Source organism: Zoogloea sp. JDB1 (assembly GCF_056724025.1).
Map to the genome: position 1 here is coordinate 5,464,839 of NZ_CM161496.1, position 16,618 is coordinate 5,481,456.

Annotated in this window: 19 protein-coding genes, 1 tRNA gene and 2 pseudogenes; 5 read left to right on the forward strand and 17 right to left on the reverse strand. The window is 62.0% G+C overall.

What is annotated here, in order from left to right; genetic code table 11:
• Positions 1–3 precede the first annotated feature (3 nt).
• The 6 genes from AC1PPK_RS24775 to miaB form a co-directional block, all read right to left on the reverse strand.
• Positions 4–1,374 (reverse strand): TrpB-like pyridoxal phosphate-dependent enzyme, encoded by a 1,371-nt coding sequence (locus AC1PPK_RS24775; protein ID WP_481115634.1) that lies wholly within the window; start codon positions 1,372–1,374, stop codon positions 4–6.
• Positions 1,375–1,493: 119 nt separating this feature from the next.
• The gene (lnt, locus tag AC1PPK_RS24780) at positions 1,494–2,975 is read right to left on the reverse strand and encodes an apolipoprotein N-acyltransferase (protein WP_481115635.1); all 1,482 of its coding nucleotides are present in this window, start codon (positions 2,973–2,975) and stop codon (positions 1,494–1,496) included.
• The gene (locus AC1PPK_RS24785; RefSeq protein WP_481118266.1) at positions 2,975–3,817 is read right to left on the reverse strand and encodes an HlyC/CorC family transporter; all 843 of its coding nucleotides are present in this window, start codon (positions 3,815–3,817) and stop codon (positions 2,975–2,977) included. The genes lnt and AC1PPK_RS24785 overlap by 1 nt, the downstream gene beginning before the upstream one ends.
• Positions 3,818–3,913: 96 nt before the next feature.
• Positions 3,914–4,396: an rRNA maturation RNase YbeY gene (gene ybeY / locus AC1PPK_RS24790; RefSeq protein ID WP_481115636.1), complete on the reverse strand. Its 483-nt coding sequence runs from the start codon at positions 4,394–4,396 to the stop codon at positions 3,914–3,916.
• Positions 4,393–5,364 carry a PhoH family protein gene (locus AC1PPK_RS24795; protein WP_481115637.1) on the reverse strand — a complete coding sequence of 324 codons (972 nt, stop codon included), beginning with the start codon at positions 5,362–5,364 and terminating at the stop codon, positions 4,393–4,395. The genes ybeY and AC1PPK_RS24795 overlap by 4 nt, the downstream gene beginning before the upstream one ends.
• Positions 5,365–5,418: 54 nt before the next feature.
• Positions 5,419–6,753: a tRNA (N6-isopentenyl adenosine(37)-C2)-methylthiotransferase MiaB gene (gene miaB, locus AC1PPK_RS24800; protein ID WP_481115638.1), complete on the reverse strand. Its 1,335-nt coding sequence runs from the start codon at positions 6,751–6,753 to the stop codon at positions 5,419–5,421.
• A gap of 52 nt (positions 6,754–6,805) precedes the next feature.
• On the opposite strand from miaB, the gene AC1PPK_RS24805 reads away from it, so the two are divergent.
• Positions 6,806–6,882, forward strand: a tRNA-Met gene (locus tag AC1PPK_RS24805).
• A 445-nt stretch (positions 6,883–7,327) separates the two neighbouring features.
• On the opposite strand, the gene AC1PPK_RS24810 is transcribed toward AC1PPK_RS24805, so the two are convergent.
• The 9 genes and pseudogenes from AC1PPK_RS24810 to AC1PPK_RS24850 form a co-directional block, all read right to left on the reverse strand.
• Positions 7,328–7,768 (reverse strand): hypothetical protein, encoded by a 441-nt coding sequence (locus AC1PPK_RS24810; RefSeq protein WP_481115639.1) that lies wholly within the window; start codon positions 7,766–7,768, stop codon positions 7,328–7,330.
• Between the two features lie 283 nt (positions 7,769–8,051).
• Entirely contained in the window at positions 8,052–8,717 is a 666-nt protein-coding gene (locus tag AC1PPK_RS24815; RefSeq protein WP_481115640.1) for a toprim domain-containing protein, read from the reverse strand.
• On the reverse strand, positions 8,718–8,927 hold the full coding sequence (locus tag AC1PPK_RS24820) for a DNA-binding protein (RefSeq protein WP_481115641.1): 210 nt from the start codon (positions 8,925–8,927) through the stop codon (positions 8,718–8,720). It abuts the gene before it with no gap.
• A 339-nt stretch (positions 8,928–9,266) separates the two neighbouring features.
• Positions 9,267–10,062: pseudogene (locus AC1PPK_RS24825) on the reverse strand (IS5 family transposase).
• 486 nt (positions 10,063–10,548) lie between these two features.
• Positions 10,549–11,302, reverse strand: a protein-coding gene (locus AC1PPK_RS24830) for an IS5 family transposase (protein WP_481115642.1) whose coding sequence is annotated in 2 segments (ribosomal slippage) — positions 10,549–10,830 and positions 10,832–11,302 — 753 coding nt in all. Because the reading frame shifts where the segments join, the coding sequence is not laid out codon by codon here.
• Positions 11,303–11,462: 160 nt separating this feature from the next.
• Positions 11,463–11,843, reverse strand: coding sequence for a helix-turn-helix domain-containing protein (locus AC1PPK_RS24835; protein WP_481115643.1), 381 nt, complete (start codon positions 11,841–11,843; stop codon positions 11,463–11,465).
• A gap of 8 nt (positions 11,844–11,851) precedes the next feature.
• The gene (locus AC1PPK_RS24840; RefSeq protein WP_481115644.1) at positions 11,852–12,145 is read right to left on the reverse strand and encodes a type II toxin-antitoxin system HigB family toxin; all 294 of its coding nucleotides are present in this window, start codon (positions 12,143–12,145) and stop codon (positions 11,852–11,854) included.
• Positions 12,146–12,183: 38 nt separating this feature from the next.
• On the reverse strand, positions 12,184–12,375 hold the full coding sequence (locus AC1PPK_RS24845; protein WP_481115645.1) for a hypothetical protein: 192 nt from the start codon (positions 12,373–12,375) through the stop codon (positions 12,184–12,186).
• 14 nt (positions 12,376–12,389) lie between these two features.
• The gene (locus tag AC1PPK_RS24850) at positions 12,390–12,752 is read right to left on the reverse strand and encodes an Arm DNA-binding domain-containing protein (RefSeq protein WP_481115646.1); all 363 of its coding nucleotides are present in this window, start codon (positions 12,750–12,752) and stop codon (positions 12,390–12,392) included.
• Positions 12,753–13,071: 319 nt separating this feature from the next.
• Here AC1PPK_RS24850 and AC1PPK_RS24855 point away from each other — a divergent pair, with 319 nt between their 5' ends.
• From AC1PPK_RS24855 to AC1PPK_RS24870, 4 genes and pseudogenes are all read left to right on the forward strand, one after another.
• Entirely contained in the window at positions 13,072–13,410 is a 339-nt protein-coding gene (locus AC1PPK_RS24855) for a hypothetical protein (RefSeq protein ID WP_481115647.1), read from the forward strand.
• Between the two features lie 100 nt (positions 13,411–13,510).
• On the forward strand, positions 13,511–14,443 hold the full coding sequence (locus AC1PPK_RS24860) for a DUF535 family protein (protein WP_481115648.1): 933 nt from the start codon (positions 13,511–13,513) through the stop codon (positions 14,441–14,443).
• A 128-nt stretch (positions 14,444–14,571) separates the two neighbouring features.
• Positions 14,572–14,885 (forward strand): annotated as a pseudogene (locus AC1PPK_RS24865) (transposase domain-containing protein).
• Positions 14,882–15,520 carry a transposase gene (locus AC1PPK_RS24870; RefSeq protein ID WP_481115649.1) on the forward strand — a complete coding sequence of 213 codons (639 nt, stop codon included), beginning with the start codon at positions 14,882–14,884 and terminating at the stop codon, positions 15,518–15,520. The pseudogene AC1PPK_RS24865 and the gene AC1PPK_RS24870 overlap by 4 nt, the downstream one beginning before the upstream one ends.
• 71 nt (positions 15,521–15,591) lie before the next feature.
• Here AC1PPK_RS24870 and AC1PPK_RS24875 read toward each other — a convergent pair whose 3' ends face one another.
• Both AC1PPK_RS24875 and AC1PPK_RS24880 read right to left on the reverse strand, forming a co-directional pair.
• Entirely contained in the window at positions 15,592–15,813 is a 222-nt protein-coding gene (locus AC1PPK_RS24875; protein WP_481115650.1) for a hypothetical protein, read from the reverse strand.
• Between the two features lie 121 nt (positions 15,814–15,934).
• The gene (locus tag AC1PPK_RS24880) at positions 15,935–16,495 is read right to left on the reverse strand and encodes a hypothetical protein (protein WP_481115651.1); all 561 of its coding nucleotides are present in this window, start codon (positions 16,493–16,495) and stop codon (positions 15,935–15,937) included.
• Positions 16,496–16,618: the final 123 nt, after the last annotated feature.

A 16,618-nucleotide genomic window follows, 5' to 3' on the forward strand; every position in this document is an offset into this window, starting at 1 on the left:
GGATCAGTCGACCTTGGGCAGGCCCGACAGGGCCATCGCCAGTTCCTTCTCGTCGTAGTCCTGGTCCACCAGCTTGCCCGACAGGTAATTTGTGTAGGCGCTCATGTCGAAATGGCCGTGGCCGGACAGGCAGAACAGGATGGTCTCGCTCTTGCCCTCGGCCTTGCAGCGCAGGGCCTCATCGATGGCCGCACGCACTGCGTGGTTGGACTCCGGCGCCGGCACGATGCCCTCGCTACGGGCGAACATTACGCCAGCCTCGAAACAGGCGGTCTGGTGATAGTTGCGCGCTTCGATCAGGCCCAGCTCCTTCACGTGGCTGACCAGCGGCGCCATGCCGTGGTAGCGCAGGCCGCCGGCGTGCAAGCCCGGCGGCGTGAATTCGCTGCCCAGCGTGTGCATCTTGACCAGCGGCGTCATACGGCCCGTATCGCCGAAATCGTAGGCGTACTGGCCGCGGCTGAGGGACGGACAGGCCGACGGCTCCACCGCGACGATGCGCCGCTTCTTGGCATTGCCACCACCGCGCAACTGCAGACCGATGAACGGAAAGGCGATGCCGGCGAAGTTGGAACCGCCGCCGGTACAACCAATAACCACGTCCGGATCGTCGCCAGCCATTTCCAGCTGGGTGATCGCCTCTTCCCCGACGATGGTCTGGTGCAACAGCACGTGGTTGAGCACCGAGCCGAGGGCGTACTTGGTGTCGTCGTTCTTGGCCGCCACTTCGACTGCTTCGGAGATGGCGATACCGAGGGAGCCGATATGGTCCGGATACTCGGCCAGCACCGCGCGTCCATACTCGGTTTCGTTGGACGGCGAGGCCACGCAGCGGCCGCCCCAGGTTTCCATCAGGGCCCGGCGGTAGGGCTTCTGGTCGTAGGACACGCGCACCTGGAAGATCGTCACGTCCAGGCCGAACAGGCCGCCGGCGTAGGACAGGGACGAACCCCACTGCCCCGCGCCGGTTTCGGTGGTCAGCCGCTTCACCCCTTCCTGGGCGTTGTACCAGGCCTGGGGCACTGCGGAGTTGGGCTTGTGGCTGCCGGCCGGCGACACGCCTTCGTACTTGTAGTAGATCTTGGCCGGCGTATCGAGCAGCTTTTCGAGGCGGCGGGCGCGGAACAGCGGGCTCGGCCGCCACTGGCACAGTACTTCGCGAACAGGCTCGGGAATGTCGATCCAGCGTTCGGTGGACATTTCCTGCTCGATGATCGCGTTCGGAAACAGGGGCGCCAGGTCGGACGGACCGAGGGGCTGCAGGGTGCCGGGATGCAGCGGCGGCGGCAGGGGCACCGGCAGGTCGGCGGCGATGTTGTACCAGGACTTGGGCATGCGGCTTTCGTCGAGCTGGTACTTGATCCTATCGGTCATGGCGAGATCTTCCTTGTGTTGGTCTTGTTATCGAACGGAACCGCCCCTCGCCTACTGGCGACGGGCTGCAGCAGCGCACTGCATTGAAACTGGATAATCCGGATGATAACCCGACGAACTCAAGCGCGCCGGCGAGCGCCCACCGCAACTGCCACCACAATCAGCACGGCCAGCCCCACCGCCGGCCAGTTGCCCCAGCGGGCGTAGGGCGTCAGCCCCTGGTAGCCACGTACCTCGGCATGCAGCGCGCCGGCTTCGAAGGGCGGCAGCACCGCCTGCACGCTGCCGTCCGGCCGGACCACCGCGGTCATGCCAGTGTTGGTGGAGCGCAACATCGGCCGCCCGGTCTCCAGGGCACGCATCCGCGCGATCTGCAGATGCTGGGGCTGGGCCCAGGAGTCTCCGTACCAGGCCAGGTTGGAGATGTTGAGCATCACGCTCGCCTCCGGCAGGCTGCGGATCAGCTCCTCGCCGAAGACATCTTCGTAGCAGATGTTGATGGCGACCTTCTGCCCCGCCAGGCGCAGCGGCGGCTGACGCTCGGCGCCGCGGGTCTGGTCGGCCATCGGGATGCTGACCAGGTCGTAGAACCAGCGGAACATCGGCGGCGAATACTCGCCGAAGGGCACTAGGTGCTGCTTGGCGTAGTGGCCAGACGGCGATATACCGAGACTGATCGCCGCGTTGAAGATGTGCCCCTCCCCGTCGCGGGTGAAGGTGCCGAGCACCGCGTCCGCGCCGTTCGCCACAGCGATCTGCCGCACCGCGTCCAGGTAGCCGGGGGGCAGATCGTCCACCAACAGCGGGATGGTGGTTTCCGGCAACACGACAAGCTGGGCAGGGTTGTCGCGTAGCATCGTCAGATTGCGCTCCAGCCAGTGACGCAGCATCTCGGGACGCCACTTGAGGCTCTGCTCCACGTTGGTCTGCAACAGGGCGACCTTCACCGGTTCGCCGACGGGTTCGGTCCAGGCCACCTGGCGCAGGCCCGCGCCCACCACCAGCATGGCCGCGACACCCGCCAGCAGACGCCCACTGCGTCGCTGCAACGCCTCAACCCCCAGGGCCGCCAGCAGGGCCAGCAGGCCACCGATGCCATACACACCGAACAGCGGCGCGAAGCCCGCCAGCGGACTCGGCGGGCTCTGACTGTAGCCGCTGGCCAGCCACGGGAAGCCGGTGAACACCCAGCCGCGCAGCCATTCGGAGAGCAGCCAGAGGGCCGCGAACAGCGCCGCATCCCAGCCGGGCCGACCGCACCGCAAACGGGCGAACAGGACGCCCGCCAGGCCCGCGTAGAGCGAGACGAAGGCGCAGAACAGCAGGATCGCCAGCGCAGCCAGCGCCATCGGCATGCCGCCGAAACGGTGCAGCGCCACGTACAGCCACGAAACGCCGGTCAGCATCGCACCGAGCTCCCAGGCCCAGGCGATGGAGAAACCGGTCCGCAGGGGACGCCGGCTGTCGGCCACCGCAGTGCCGAGCAGCCCGTACAGCAGGCCCAGCGCCAGCGCGGCAACGGGGAACAGTTCGAACGGGGCGTAGGCAAAGACTGACGCCCCCCCCGCCAGCAGGGCCGCGCCCTGACGCAGGAACCGCATCAGCCGCTGACCGCTTCCGGATCGGGCAGACGCTCGACGAGCAGGGAATGCACGCGCCGGCTGTCGGCACGCAGCACCTGGAAGCGCAATCCTTCCAGGTCGACCACCTCGTTGCGCTTGGGCAGGCGCCCAAGCTTGCGGATCAGCAGCCCGCCGACAGTGTCGTACTCGGAATCGCTGAAGGTGGTGCTGAAGGCTTCGTTGAAGTCCTCGATCTCGGTGCCGGCCTTGACGCGGTACCGGCCCGCCTGGTCGAGGCGGATGTTGTCGGCGGTCTCGTCGAAGTCGTACTCGTCCTCGATGTCACCGACGATCTGCTCCAGTACATCCTCGATGGTCACCAGCCCCGCCACGCCGCCGTACTCATCCACGACGATCGCCATGTGGTTGCGGCTGACGCGGAAATCACGTAGCAGTACGTTGAGTCGCTTGGATTCCGGCACAAAAACGGCCGGGCGGAGCATGTCGCGCAGATCGAAGGCTTCGCCGGCGAAGACCCGCAGCAGGTCTTTGGCGAGGAGGATGCCGACCACGTCGTCCTTGCCTTCGCCGATTACCGGGAAGCGCGAGTGGGCAGCGTTGATGGCAAAACGGGTGATGTCTTCGATGGAGTCGTCCACATTCACGACATCCATCTGCGCCCGGGGAATCATCACGTCGCGCACCTTCATGTCGGAAACCTGCAAGGCTCCCTCGATGATGGCCAGTGCATCCGCGTCGAACAGATTGCGATCGTGGGCGGAATGCAGAAGGTGCAACAACTCTTCCCGGTCTTCCGGCTCCCGGGTCAGGAGCGCGGACAGCCGTTCGAGCAAAGACGGTTTACTACTATAGGGTTCCATAAAAAGGGTGGATGAGAAATGGGCCATGGGCAATGGCCGACCATACGGTCCACCATTGCCCATGGCGCATTGCTCAGCCCACCATCGAGTCTCCTGCTAGCGTTCCCCCGCGTAGGGGTCCGCATAACCCAGTTCAGCCAGGATCGTGCGCTCCCGCGCTTCCATCTCCTCGGCCTCGGCATCCTCTTCGTGGTCAAAGCCCTGCAAATGCAGCATACCATGCACACTTAAGTGAGCGTAATGCGCGCCCAGGGCCTTGCCCTGCTCTGCCGCCTCGCGCTCGACAACCTGCCGGCACAGCACCAGATCGCCCATCAGCGGCAAACCTTCCGGCAAGGGCATATCCTCGCCTTCATCATAGGCAAAGGTCAGCACGTTGGTGGCGTAGTCCTTGCCCCGGTAATCCCGGTTGAGTTCCTGGCCTTCAGCTTCATCGACGATACGCACGGTGATCCGCGCGGCACCAGGTTCGGCCGCCCGCAACCAGCGGCGGAATTCGGCGCGGGAGGGTACGCCCTCCCTGTTGCAGGCGTATTGCACGGAAAGATCGAGGCGGCGGGGCAGCTTGATTTCGCTCATTGCTGGCTCTGGCTCTGCTGTTGCTGGTTGCGGTACGGGGTGTGGCTCTCGTAGGCGGCGACGATGCGTGCCACCAGCGGGTGGCGCACCACGTCTTCCTTGAGGAACTGGGTGAAGGCGACACCGCGCACGTCGGCGAGCACCTGCACGGCTTCGCCGAGGCCACTCTTCTGGCCACGCGGCAGGTCCACCTGGGTCAGGTCGCCGGTGATCACCGCCTTGGAGCCGATGCCGATGCGGGTCAGGAACATCTTCATCTGCTCCGGCGAGGTGTTCTGCGCCTCGTCGAGGATGATGAAGGCCCGTGACAGGGTGCGCCCGCGCATGAAGGCAAGCGGTGCGATCTCGATACAGCCGCGCTCGAACAGCTTGGTCACGCGATCGAAGCCCATCAGGTCGTAGAGCGCGTCGTACAGCGGTCGCAGGTACGGATCTACCTTCTGTGCCAGATCGCCGGGCAGGAAACCGAGCCGCTCGCCGGCCTCCACAGCCGGGCGCGTCAGCACGATACGCTCCACGTGCTCGCGCTCGAAGGCGTCCACCGCGCTGGCCACCGCCAGATAGGTCTTGCCGGTACCGGCCGGACCGATGCCGAAGGTGATGTCGTGCTCCTGGATCTGACGCAGGTAGTCCACCTGGCGCGGCGTTCGGCCATGCAGCTCGCTCTTGCGGGTCAGCAGGGCTGGCGCCGGCTGGTTGGCCTGGGACAGGTTACTCAACTCGATGAGGCCGAGCTGGATGTCGTCCACCGACAGGGGGTTATCGGCGCGGCCATAAAAATGGCGCAGCGCCCGCGCCCCGATCTGGGTCTGTGGCGGCTCGCCGTTCAACGTGAAGCGCTCACCACGGCGGGCGATGGTCACGTCGAAGGCGGTTTCGATCTGGCGGATGTTCTCATCGAGCGCCCCGCACAGATTGGCAAGGCGCACGTTGTCGAGAGGATGCAGGACGATTTCGGTCGGTTTCATCGGACGCATGCTGCCAGACCCGCGCCCGCGGGGGAAGACAGGATCATCGACAGCTCAGTCCCGGGTGACGATCGCGCCACGCAGGGAATGGGGCAGCGCCGACACGATGGAGACGTCAACGAAATTCCCGATCAGGCGCGGATTGCCGGCAAAGTTGACGACGCGGTTGTTGTCGGTGCGCCCGGCCAGCTCGTTCGGATCCTTCTTCGACGGTCCTTCCACCAGAATGCGCTGCACCGTACCGACCATGCTCTCACTGATCTTCGCGGCGTTCTCCTCGACGCGCTTCTGCAGGCGGGACAGGCGCGCCAGCTTGACGTCCTGCGGCGTGTCGTCGGCCAGATCGGCGGCCGGCGTGCCGGGGCGCGAGCTGTAGATGAAGCTGAAGGAGGCGTCGAAGCCCAGATCGTCGATCAGCTTCATCGTCGCCTCGAAATCGGCCTCGGTCTCGCCGGGGAAGCCGACGATGAAGTCGGACGACAGGGAGATATCCGGCCGCGCACCGCGCAGCTTGCGCACCAGCGACTTGTATTCGAGCACCGTATAGCCGCGCTTCATCGCCGCCAGCACCCGGTCGGAACCGGCCTGCACCGGCAGATGCAGGTGCGACACCAGCTTGGGCAGTTTGGCGTAGGCATCGACGACGCGCTGGGTCATCTCGCGGGGATGGGACGTCGTGTAGCGGATCCGCTCGATACCCGGGATTTCATGCACGCATTCGAGCAGAAAAGCAAAGTCGGCCATCTCGCCGCCATCGCCATCCACCGGAGCACGCCAGGCATTGACGTTCTGACCGAGCAGGGTCACTTCCTTGACGCCCTGGGCAGCCAGCCCCGCCACCTCGGCCAGCACGTCGGCCAGCGGACGGTAGATCTCGTCGCCACGGGTGTAGGGCACGATGCAGAAGGTGCAGTACTTGGAACAGCCCTCCATGATCGACACGAAGGCGCTCGCCCCCTCCACGCGGGCCGGCGGCAGGTTGTCGAACTTCTCGATTTCCGGGAAGGAGATATCCACCTGCGAGCGCCCCGACGCCTTGCGCTCGGCGATCAGCTTGGGCAGGCGATGCAGGGTCTGCGGTCCGAACACCAGATCAACGTACGGCGCACGCGCCACGATGGCCTCGCCCTCCTGGCTGGCCACGCAACCGCCGACACCGATGATCAGGTTGGGATTCTGCTGTTTAAGGTGCTTAACCCGCCCGAGGTCGTGGAAGACCTTCTCCTGCGCCTTTTCGCGCACGGAACAGGTGTTGAAGAGGATCACGTCCGCCTCTTCCGGGTTGTCCGTTTTTTCCAGCCCATCGGCCGCCCCGAGCACATCCGCCATCTTGTCCGAGTCGTACTCGTTCATTTGGCAACCGAAAGTCCGGATATAAAGTTTTTTCATCGCATGTTGACCAACAACCATCAAGACACTATTATAGCGGCCTTCTCCGGTCGGTGATGTAGCTCAGATGGTTAGAGCGATGGATTCATAACCCATAGGTCGGCGGTTCGACTCCGCCCATCACCACCAACAGATTCAAGCAAAAAGGCCAATCCGCAAGGGTTGGCCTTTTTGCTTTGCGCGACCGTTGCTCCCCTATTGCTCCCGCGGCGTTCAACGTTGCTCCGTCTGCCAGGAGGGGATGCCGGAAATTGAGGTGGCCTTCACTGCCTCCTCACGTAGATACCACGCCCCTGGATACCGCAACGCGAGGCCTCGGCAAGAGGCTGGCATACCCGTGACCTCCCCGTCTCCAGGCGGCTGGTTTGCTCACTAACCAGCGCAGCACAAACCAAGCCCCGGTTTCCGAAACCGTCGGTTTCCGTGGAAACCAGCTTGGAATCCACTGCTTGGTAACCACCGACTCCCTGCGTATCTGGCTGCGTACCACCTTCGTGCGTACCGGCTGCCCCAAAGAAAAACCCGCCACTAGAGCGGGTCGGCCTTGAAGTTCGTGAGTCGGATCTATGAGAGGTCAATGCTTGATTCTCCTGGGCCAGACTGATGCCGCCAGATCCGACTTCGATGACGACACGAAATACTCATCCTCAAGCTGGAAGTAATAAGTACAAGCTGCCGAAGGGACTGCGTTGGGAGCATTGACCTTGTAGTCATAGCAAAACTGCCCATCACCAGCAATTCTCCAGACTCCGATGAAGTTGTGCATCGCCCGCCCCGGATTTTGCATGTTCCCCCCAATGCGTCCGTCAGCACTCACACTCGCCTCGATGGTGCCACCGTTCGCTCGAACACCTGAAAAGCTCGCACCAACAAGAGTCTTGGTCAGCTCTTCCTTTTCGAGAACGCGCCCTCCCTTGTCGAGGATCTCGCCAAGCGTGGTTTGCGCCTGGGCCGATGAGCAAGAAAGCCCCATCAGCAACACCATGAAGACGTGTGATTTCAGCTTCAAATCCATGATGCACCTCCCATCAACCGATATACGCCATTGATGTATAGCACCACGGCATTATTTTGCCTTTGGTAAGCACAGGCAACCCAGAAAAAACCCGCCACCGGGGCGGGTTGGTTTGAGTGCCCTCGAAGCTGAGGTGGTTGCAGGTGGCAGGCCGTCAATCGGTTTGATTGATTTGATTCCCGTTTGAATGGGGGGAATTTTCCCTGCATGGGATACCGTGTGGTTACTGACGCCTCCAGCCCCCAGGGATTGCCAGCCCCTCCCCCTACATTCTGGCCGGCCACTACATTCCACCAGCACGGCGGCCCAGTTCGTCCAGCCAATCGCCCACGGCCGGCGGAACCACCACCTCCACCTCGAAGCCCTTGAGCTTGAGACGGTGGGCTGCGGCGTAGGCGGCTTTCTGCCCGGCAAAGGTCGCGTCGTGGTCGGCGAACACGATGACGCGCTCAACGCCGGCCGGTGGCTCGAAGCCCTCGATGCCTTGGGCGCTGACGCACGACCAGACAGGCACCTCGAACAGCTCCGATGCCGCAAGCGCGGTCTCGATGCCTTCCGATATACCCAGAACTTGCGAGACGGGCGTCAGACGAATCGCGGCCCCGGAGAGCGGGCAAGCCTGCATGAGCTTTTTCGGGGCGGCTACAGGGGCTTTCTGGCCGTTCTGGACGTACGTCCTGTGCAGAGATACAGCGCGGCCGTCGCGGTCGATGACTGGCACACGGTCGCAAGGGATATCGAGGCCACGACGGCGCAGTTCGGCAATCAGTTCTGGTGAATTGCTGGCCCCGGCAATGCGGTCCAAGTTCTCGCGCGGCTGCGGGCGGGTCAGCAGCGCTTGAAGGGCGCGCTGATGTCGGGGGTTGCTGGTGCCTTGAAACTTGGTGGCGGTAGAATGGCGCTGTTCTAGGGCGCTCTCGGCTGCAATACGGTCGGGGGCGGCTTCCATTTACGCACCCTCCCCGGTCAGAAGCGCATCAACTTGGTCGGCTGACCACAACAATCGGCCGTTCGGCAGCTTGACCGGGGTCATACCGAGGTAGTGCCCATCAAAGTGGAGCGAGCGACGCATGGTCTGCGGCTTGATGCGCAGGCGCTCGGCGACCTCCAAGGTATCGAGCTTGCGCGGACTGCTAATAACGCGGAACTGGGTGTTCATTTGGGTCGTCCTGAGGTTGAGACGACCCAAATGAACACCCATTTTCAACACATCAGCTAGGGCAGGTCGGAAGCTGCCCCAGGTTGCCTCAGGTTGAGGCGTTGAAAATCAGTTGATTACGATTTTCTTTGTTGTGTAGATTTTTTGGAAACAGCCCCAGGCTGCACCTCGTAAGCCTCTGGGAATAACTGTGCGTGGAGGAACTTCGCATTAGGGAGACGCTGAAGAAATCCCCGCCCAGCCTCTCCCGAGCGAGTTTCCGGCCAAGTCCATTCAAACATGCTGACCGCCAGGCATCAAAAGACCGATTTTCGAGGAGCATGCCTCCGATTTCACCGCTCAGGACGCACCTCGGGCATGCATCGCCGGCATGCGCCTTTGGGCGAGCAGCAGATTGGCGAAGCCAAACAGCGAGAACAGGTGCGCCTCGTTCTTTGCCAGCCCGCGGTAGCGGGTCTTGCGATGCCGGAAGAGGTTCTTGATCACGTGGAAGGGATGCCCCACCTTCGCCCGGATGCTCGCCTTGAGCTTCTCGAAGCGCTCCTGCAACCGACCCAACGCATCGGCGGGCAGGGCCTTGCGCACGCTGCGCTTCATCGCCACCAGCCATTCAACGGTCTTGCCCTGGTTCTCGGGGCGTTTCTCGACGCCTTGGTAACCCGCATCACCGAACACGGTGTGCTCCTTGCCGTGCAGCAGGGCATGGGCCTGGCTGATGTCGCTGGTGTTGGCGGCTGTCGTGACCAGCGTATGCACCAGTCCCGACTGTGCATCGACGCCGATGTGAGCCTTCATGCCGAAGTGCCAGTTGTTCCCCTTCTTTGTCTGGTGCATCTCCGGGTCGCGCGCCTTCGCTTTGTTCTTCGTCGATGGCGGGGCCGCGATCAGCGTGGCATCGACAATCGTTCCTTCACGCAGGATCAGGCCTTGTTCGGCCAGATGGGCGTTGATGGCCTCGAATCCGCGCCAGGCCAATCGGAGGGCGCCCACGGCCTTCACCCTTCGGATAGAACGGCTCGATCTCGGCCTCCAGCGCCGCCCAAGGCGTCACCGTGTTGATCCCGGCAAGAAAGCGATCGCGCCGCGTCAGCTTCTTCTTTGCGGCGTACTCCAGGTCAGAAAAGCTCGATTGCATCGATCAAGGTCTCGTGAGGGAAGGCACTGCGGGATCATCTCGCGTGTGCTCGTGTGTCGGGGGGCGGGGAATAAATCAGTGGCTCCTAAAGAGTTGCACGCATCAAAAGGCAGTGTCGGAATTCCGCCGGCAGGGATTTCGAGAGGTGCATCGCAACTGTTCGTCGGATGCATGGTGACGTGGCTCCGGCAGATGGCCCGCATCGGAATCTCTCCCCACGCTGCCGCTCGAAGAAAATCCTTCACGGTTACTTCAACGCCAGCGTGCTGGCTGGCAAAGTGCGCAGCTTCCGCTAGGGTGAGAACGTCCAAATCAGTTATGCGGCCTCCACCCCAAGAGGTCACTGGTTGAAGCCTGGCGAACATTGGCAAATGACGTGTCTGAGGGGACATTTCGCGCTCCTTCAAGCGCCCTTCAATGGGGTGCCGCACCAGGCGGGTGAAGGTGTCCCGCTTTTCGGTTCGCGGGCCTAGAGTCTGTTGACAATCATGCCAGCCATATGACGGCGGCAGTGATTGCGACGAAAGAGGCGAAGCGTTCGGCGAGTTTGTCGTAACGTGTGGCGACGCGGCGAAATTGCTTGATGCGGCAGAAAAAGCGCTCGATCAAGTTGCGATTCTTGTATTGATGACGATCGAAATGGCGTTGGACACGGCGATGGCTGCGCGGCGGGATGACGGCCTCGATGCCTTGATCGGCGAGATGCCGGAGGATGGCATCGGTGTCGTAGGCCTTGTCCGCACTGAGCGACGCGGGCTGTAGCCCCCCCCAGCAGGGGCAGAGCCTGTGGGCTGTCGCCGGCTTCGCCGCCGGTTAAACAGAAGCGGGCGAGCGATCCGAGCCCCTCCACCAGGGCGTGAATCTTTGTACTCAATCCGCCGCGGGATCGCCCGAGCGCTTGATCGCCTTTTTTTTTGGGTGCGCCGGCTGCATGCTGGTGGGCACGCACAATCGTGCTGTCGATGAAGACCTCTTCAAAATCCGCATCCTGGGCCAGCTGGGCGAAAACACGATGCCACACGCCGCTGCGCGACCAGCGCGCAAAGCGCTGATAGACACTATTCCAGGGGCCGAACTGCGGGGGCAGATCGCGCCACGGACTGCCTGTCCGAGCAATCCATAACACCGCCTCAACAAACAGCCGGTTATCTGCCGCCGTGCGCCCTGGATCGCTGGCCTTGCCTGGCAGCAACGCGGCTATCCGCTCAAACTGATCGTCACGCAACCACACACGTACCATCCTGACTCTGCCGAAAAGTCAGGATATGACCACAACTTGCCCGCAGTGAACAGCCCCTCGGCAAGTCATTGAATGTGCACGGCGAATTGACAAGCACACGCCATCGGCATTTGCAGAACAGTAATTGTCAACAGACTCTAGGCGCGGCGGTGGTACTCGGTCAGGCTGCGATTGGCTCCCGCAGCGCGTAGGGTTGAATCAGCACATCGGCAGGTAGCCCCAGGCCTGCACACAGCCGGCGAATCATCGTTACGGACAGGGGGCGGGTTCTGTTCATGATGTCGGCCACCCGGCCACGCGGGCCGATGTACTGCTCCAAGTCCTTCCGGGTGAGCCCGCGCGAATCCATGACGTATTCCAGGAATGAAATCGGGTCCGGAGCTTCAATCGGGAAATGCGCCTTCTCGTAGGCTTCCACCAGCATGACAAGGACTTCCAGCCGGTCCGCATCTGCGCTGCCCTCGGGGGCGTCCCAAAGGCGTTCAATGTCGCTCAGGGCTTCGGCATGCTCGGCCTCGGTTCGGATGGGCTTCAGTTCCATAGCGGCTCCTAGATGGTTTCGGCGTCTATCCGGTCGTACTCGGCATGGGTGCCGACAAACCGGATGAACATCATGGTGGAGGTGTAACGCACGGCCACCACCAGCCGGTAATCATTGCCCTTGACGTTGAACACCACGCGGTTGTTCGCCAGGAAGCTGGCATTCCGATGTGCAGCCTTGATGTCCGCTGGTGTTGTCCAGTCGGCCCGGCTTGCCTCGGCATACCATGCGCGCAAGGGCGTTTCCGCCTGCGGGTGCTTCTCCCAAAATTCGCGTAGTGCTCGCAGTGCAATGATGTGCATGTCTCAATCTAGCATGTTACCGTTTTGGTATCAACCTATCAGTTTCCCACAACCCGCAGCCCGCCCACCTGCTCCTCACCCCGCTGTTCGATGCCGGCCTGCTCCAGAATCCAACCCTCAATCTTCGCGTGCCACATGCGCAGCATGTCGAGCGGACGGCGGCGGTAGTGTTTCTCCGCGGTGGCACTGGGCTTGTGCCCCATGATTTGCACAACGATGCCGGCGGGCACCTCCACCCACTCGGCTAGGGTGCCAAAGTAGGCCGTCCAGGCTTCAAGGGCTGGGGCTTCGACATGGCAGGCCTCCTCGCGTTTGGCCTCAATGCGGCGAGGCGTTCGGCCTTCTCCTGGCGCGGGTCGATACCCTGGTCAATCAGCGCCTGAAGGCGGCGGGCTTCGGCCCGGGCGTCGTCGAGGTTCCACACCTTCACGTCGCCGATGGTGATGCGTAAGGGGGCCTTGTTGAGCTTGCCGGCGAACACGAAGGACTTTGCCCCGGCGGGCGTCACTCTGGCACTGAGTTGCTTGGGGTCGTCATCGAACACATAGACCGCTTGGCGACCAGTCGGCGGGGCCAATTTGCGGATACGTGAAGTGTCGCGGGCCACGGTCGTTGCTCCTTGGGTTTGAGAGCAACGGCGATTCCATTGCTCCCCAGCAGTGCTTTACTGCGTCAATACAGAAGGCCAGCCGCGACCAGACCAGAGCCTTGTTGTGGGCGATACGCGGTTCCTGGAGCCTGCCATCCCCAGCCCCGTGGAGCTCGAGAACATCGGTTACACCGATCCAGATGCGCAATTTCCTCTCTATCGAGCACCGGATAACCAGCCTTCTCGCGACTGATTTTTGCAAATCCCTGTAACGTGCACCGTTCCACTTTCTGCTGCGAGACATAGTTCTCGAAAGAAAATCGGCGAGTCCAAGAGAATGCCGAACGATAAGGGCATGGGAGGCGCAGATGGGTTCGGTCACGCAACAACCAAGCGCTGGAATGGCGTGGAACGCCGCACTGGGGGAGAACGCCGACAGCACGAAGGCAAATCCCCCACTGGTATCGAACGGCGCAAACATGTCGAGCCGCGACAGATGGAAGTCGTTGAACTGTTCCTGTCGCCGGAACAGTGGCAAGTGGCTCGTCGGCGCTGGTTCCCCAGCAACACGACACATGCAACGCAACGCGGCCATTTCGGGCACATAGATGAAGCAGACACCTCCTTGCCGCCCCGACAACCGCAGAAACCACTATTCAATAAAAATACACTGTAAATTTCACCTGGCCACAGAGAGTTTTTAGGAATTTGTCAGTAAAAATTAAGACTTCTTCCGTAGGATCACCGGCATAACGTATCCGCTTCGAACCCGCCCGATGGCCCAGACTTTCGACCGCTTTCTGCACAAAAGCCTGAATCCTGCCTACCGCCTCTACAAGCTGAAACGCCGCCTACGCCGCATGGGCCAGGATTGGCATTACAAGCGACTCAGCGCAGAAGCCCGCACGCTGGAATCCTTTTTTCTCAACGAACGTCTGGTCCGCCTTTTCGCAGGCACATCGCCGCGCCTATACCCCAGGTATTACAGGGACTACGTCTCACGTCGCTGGTCAGTGGACGAATCGCTGCGCCACATCCACGATCACTATCGTTTCCTGCTCGACCACTTTCCGCCGCCCCTGCTCGACACCCTGACGGACGGCGAACTCAGCCTGTGGTCGGTCGAATACCCGGCAATGACAGCTGAAGTACGCTTGGTACTGCTGACCCGGGACACGATCCGCAACGAGGGGGAGTTCCAGTTGGTACTCTTCATCGACGGCGTATGGAGTCACGCTCTCGGTTTTCTCTTCCAGAGACAGACCGATGGCACCCATGGCGCCTTGATCTGCCGGAACCAGGGCTGCATGGGCCAGCACGCACAGGTAAAAGAATTCCGCAAACGCCACGCCCAACTGGCGCCGCTGTTCCTGCTGATGGATAGCCTGATTGCCCTGCTCTCCTTCCTGAAGCTGGATCAGATCCGGATCATTGCCCCCGACGAACACTACCAGACGCCGCTCGGCCAGACTCGCCTCAAAGCCTTGTACCGTCAGGCATTCGAGCCGTTTCAGGCGCAGCCATCGACCGACGGGCGTAGCACCATCCAGCTGCCGCTAAGGGAAAAACCCCTTGAGGACATCGACCGCCACCACCGCAAGCGGACGCAGCAAAAACGGCTGGCCCGGGAGCAGATGCGGCAAGCAGTCCTACAGCGCCTGGAGGAACTCAGCACAGAAACAGAGGCAGCCATTCCGCTGGCAGCCTGACAAACGGCACAACCAATAACGGAAAACCCCCGGCTTGCCGGTAATGCCGTTCAGTTAACACTGAACGGCATTTTCTTTTCTTGCCAAGTTGTTGTAAACAATAAACAAGGCCATTAACCTCGGACTGAATGCTATCGAGTCCGCTTCATGCTTTGTCAGAAGTTCTGCCGCTGGCCGGGATAGACCGGTTGGCGGAGCATTTGCCGCAAACATGGATCGAGGAGGCACTTGAAGCCACGGGCAGCGCGAGCCTCCGCCGAAGACGCTTGCCCGCAGAGCAGGTGGTCTGGCGGTGATCGCACTGGCGCTGTATCGACACCAATCGATGCCCGAGGTGTTGGCGACGCTGGATCTGGCGCTGCCCAATGGAGTGGAAGGCGTGGTCAGCAAGAGTGCGGTGACGCAGGCGCGACAGCGTCTGGGCGTCGCCCCGCTGGTTTGAAGGGGACGCAGCGCCACTACGTGATCCCGGCCAAGTCGAATACAAAGTGGGAGCGGCTGTCGGGTACGGAAGACGATGGGCTGGTTCGTCTGCGCGTTTCCCCTCAGGCGCGAAACAAAGCCCCCGAACTGCCCGAATACTGGACTGCCCGCGCCGTGCGCGTGGTGTGTTCCAACGGCAAGATGCTCGTCCTGCTGACTTCGCTCACCGATCAGCGCCGATTCCAGGCGCAGGAGCTGGCCGAGTGTTATCGCCGCCGCTGGGAAATCGAAACGAGCTATCGAGAGCTCAAGCAGTCCATGCTGGGCGGAGCCTTGACCTTACGCAGCCAGCTGCCCCAAGGAGTCGAGCAAGAAATCTGGGGCGCACTGATCGCTTACAACCTGATGCGCCTGGAGATGGCCAAAGCGGCAATCGTGGCAAAGGTCGGGCCGACCGATCTGAGCTTCGTGCGTGCGCTGCATATTCTGCAGCACGAGATGATTTGGGCCGTCGGCACGGCCCCGGGAAAGCTGCCTGCCCACCTGATACGACCGCGCACCCAGATGCAGTTTGCGGTCGTCGAAAACGACAGGGGCGTCAAAGCCCCCGTGTCGTCAAAGCACGCCCGGTTCGTTACACCGTCCGGTTTCTGAAGAAAGACCTTAACCGAACGGTATTACGGCCTCGACCGGGCTTTTTACGATGCCGCAGTACGGCGACAGGATCAGGCAAAAGTATTGACGACCTGCCCGACGACCTGCCCGTTCAGATTCGACGTGGGCTCCGGCGCAGTCTGGGCAGCTTGCGCAGCTTGAGCCTGCTGCTCCTCTTTCTTGCGCACATCCTCCGGCGCCTGCTGTTGCTGAACCTTGCTGGCTTCGGCCTGCTGCTGGAGGGCCTGGGTGAAGGCAGCGCTGGAGGCGCCGCTGACCGAACTAACGCTCATGATGTACTCCTGGTGATTCCACCACCCGACTCTCCAGATGGTGCGTTCTTTTCATTTTACGGCACGCGGCGCCCAAACATTAGGCCCACGGACACGCAGCGTGATCGATTTCCAAGTGCAACTACGGCGACGGCCGAAGCGCCTCACCAACCCCCTGCAATGGGCCCAAGGGGTTATGGCGCACCTCGTTTTCCTCGATACGCGGCTGGCCGCTCCACTGTTTATAGACGACCTTGTCGTCGATGACGACGATCAACGCACCGAAACGCCAACCGGTCACCAAGGTATTGCGCTTGAAATTGAGAAAATCGAGCATGAAGTTGCCGACCCGTTTGCGGTCTACGTTGCTCGGCTCCATGAAATAGCCCACGCACCCCTCCTGCACCTTCATGCACTCCTGGATGCCCTTCGGAACCGTCGCCGGATCCTGCAACGGGGATGGCAGCACCGCACGCACCACCTGGGAATGGTTGAGGATCTGCATGTTGGGGGTCGTGTAGGGATCGAAGCCGAGTTTGCGCACCTCCTCCATACCCGTCTGGTAGGGCACGATCTGGTCGAAGGCACGCTTGACATCGTCGAAGTCGCGCCAGCGCTTGCCGACCTCCTGCTGGGAAGTAGGAAGCATGCCACCGCAACCTGCCAGCAGCCCGGCCAGCAGCATGGACACGATCACCTTCACAGCTCACATCCTTTCCGCCACCAGGGCTGGAGCCGGACACGCCCGTTCATCCTGATTTTCAGCGTAATCCGCCGGCACCGACATATCAACCACCACCCGACACAGCCCGTTGCGGAGGGCACG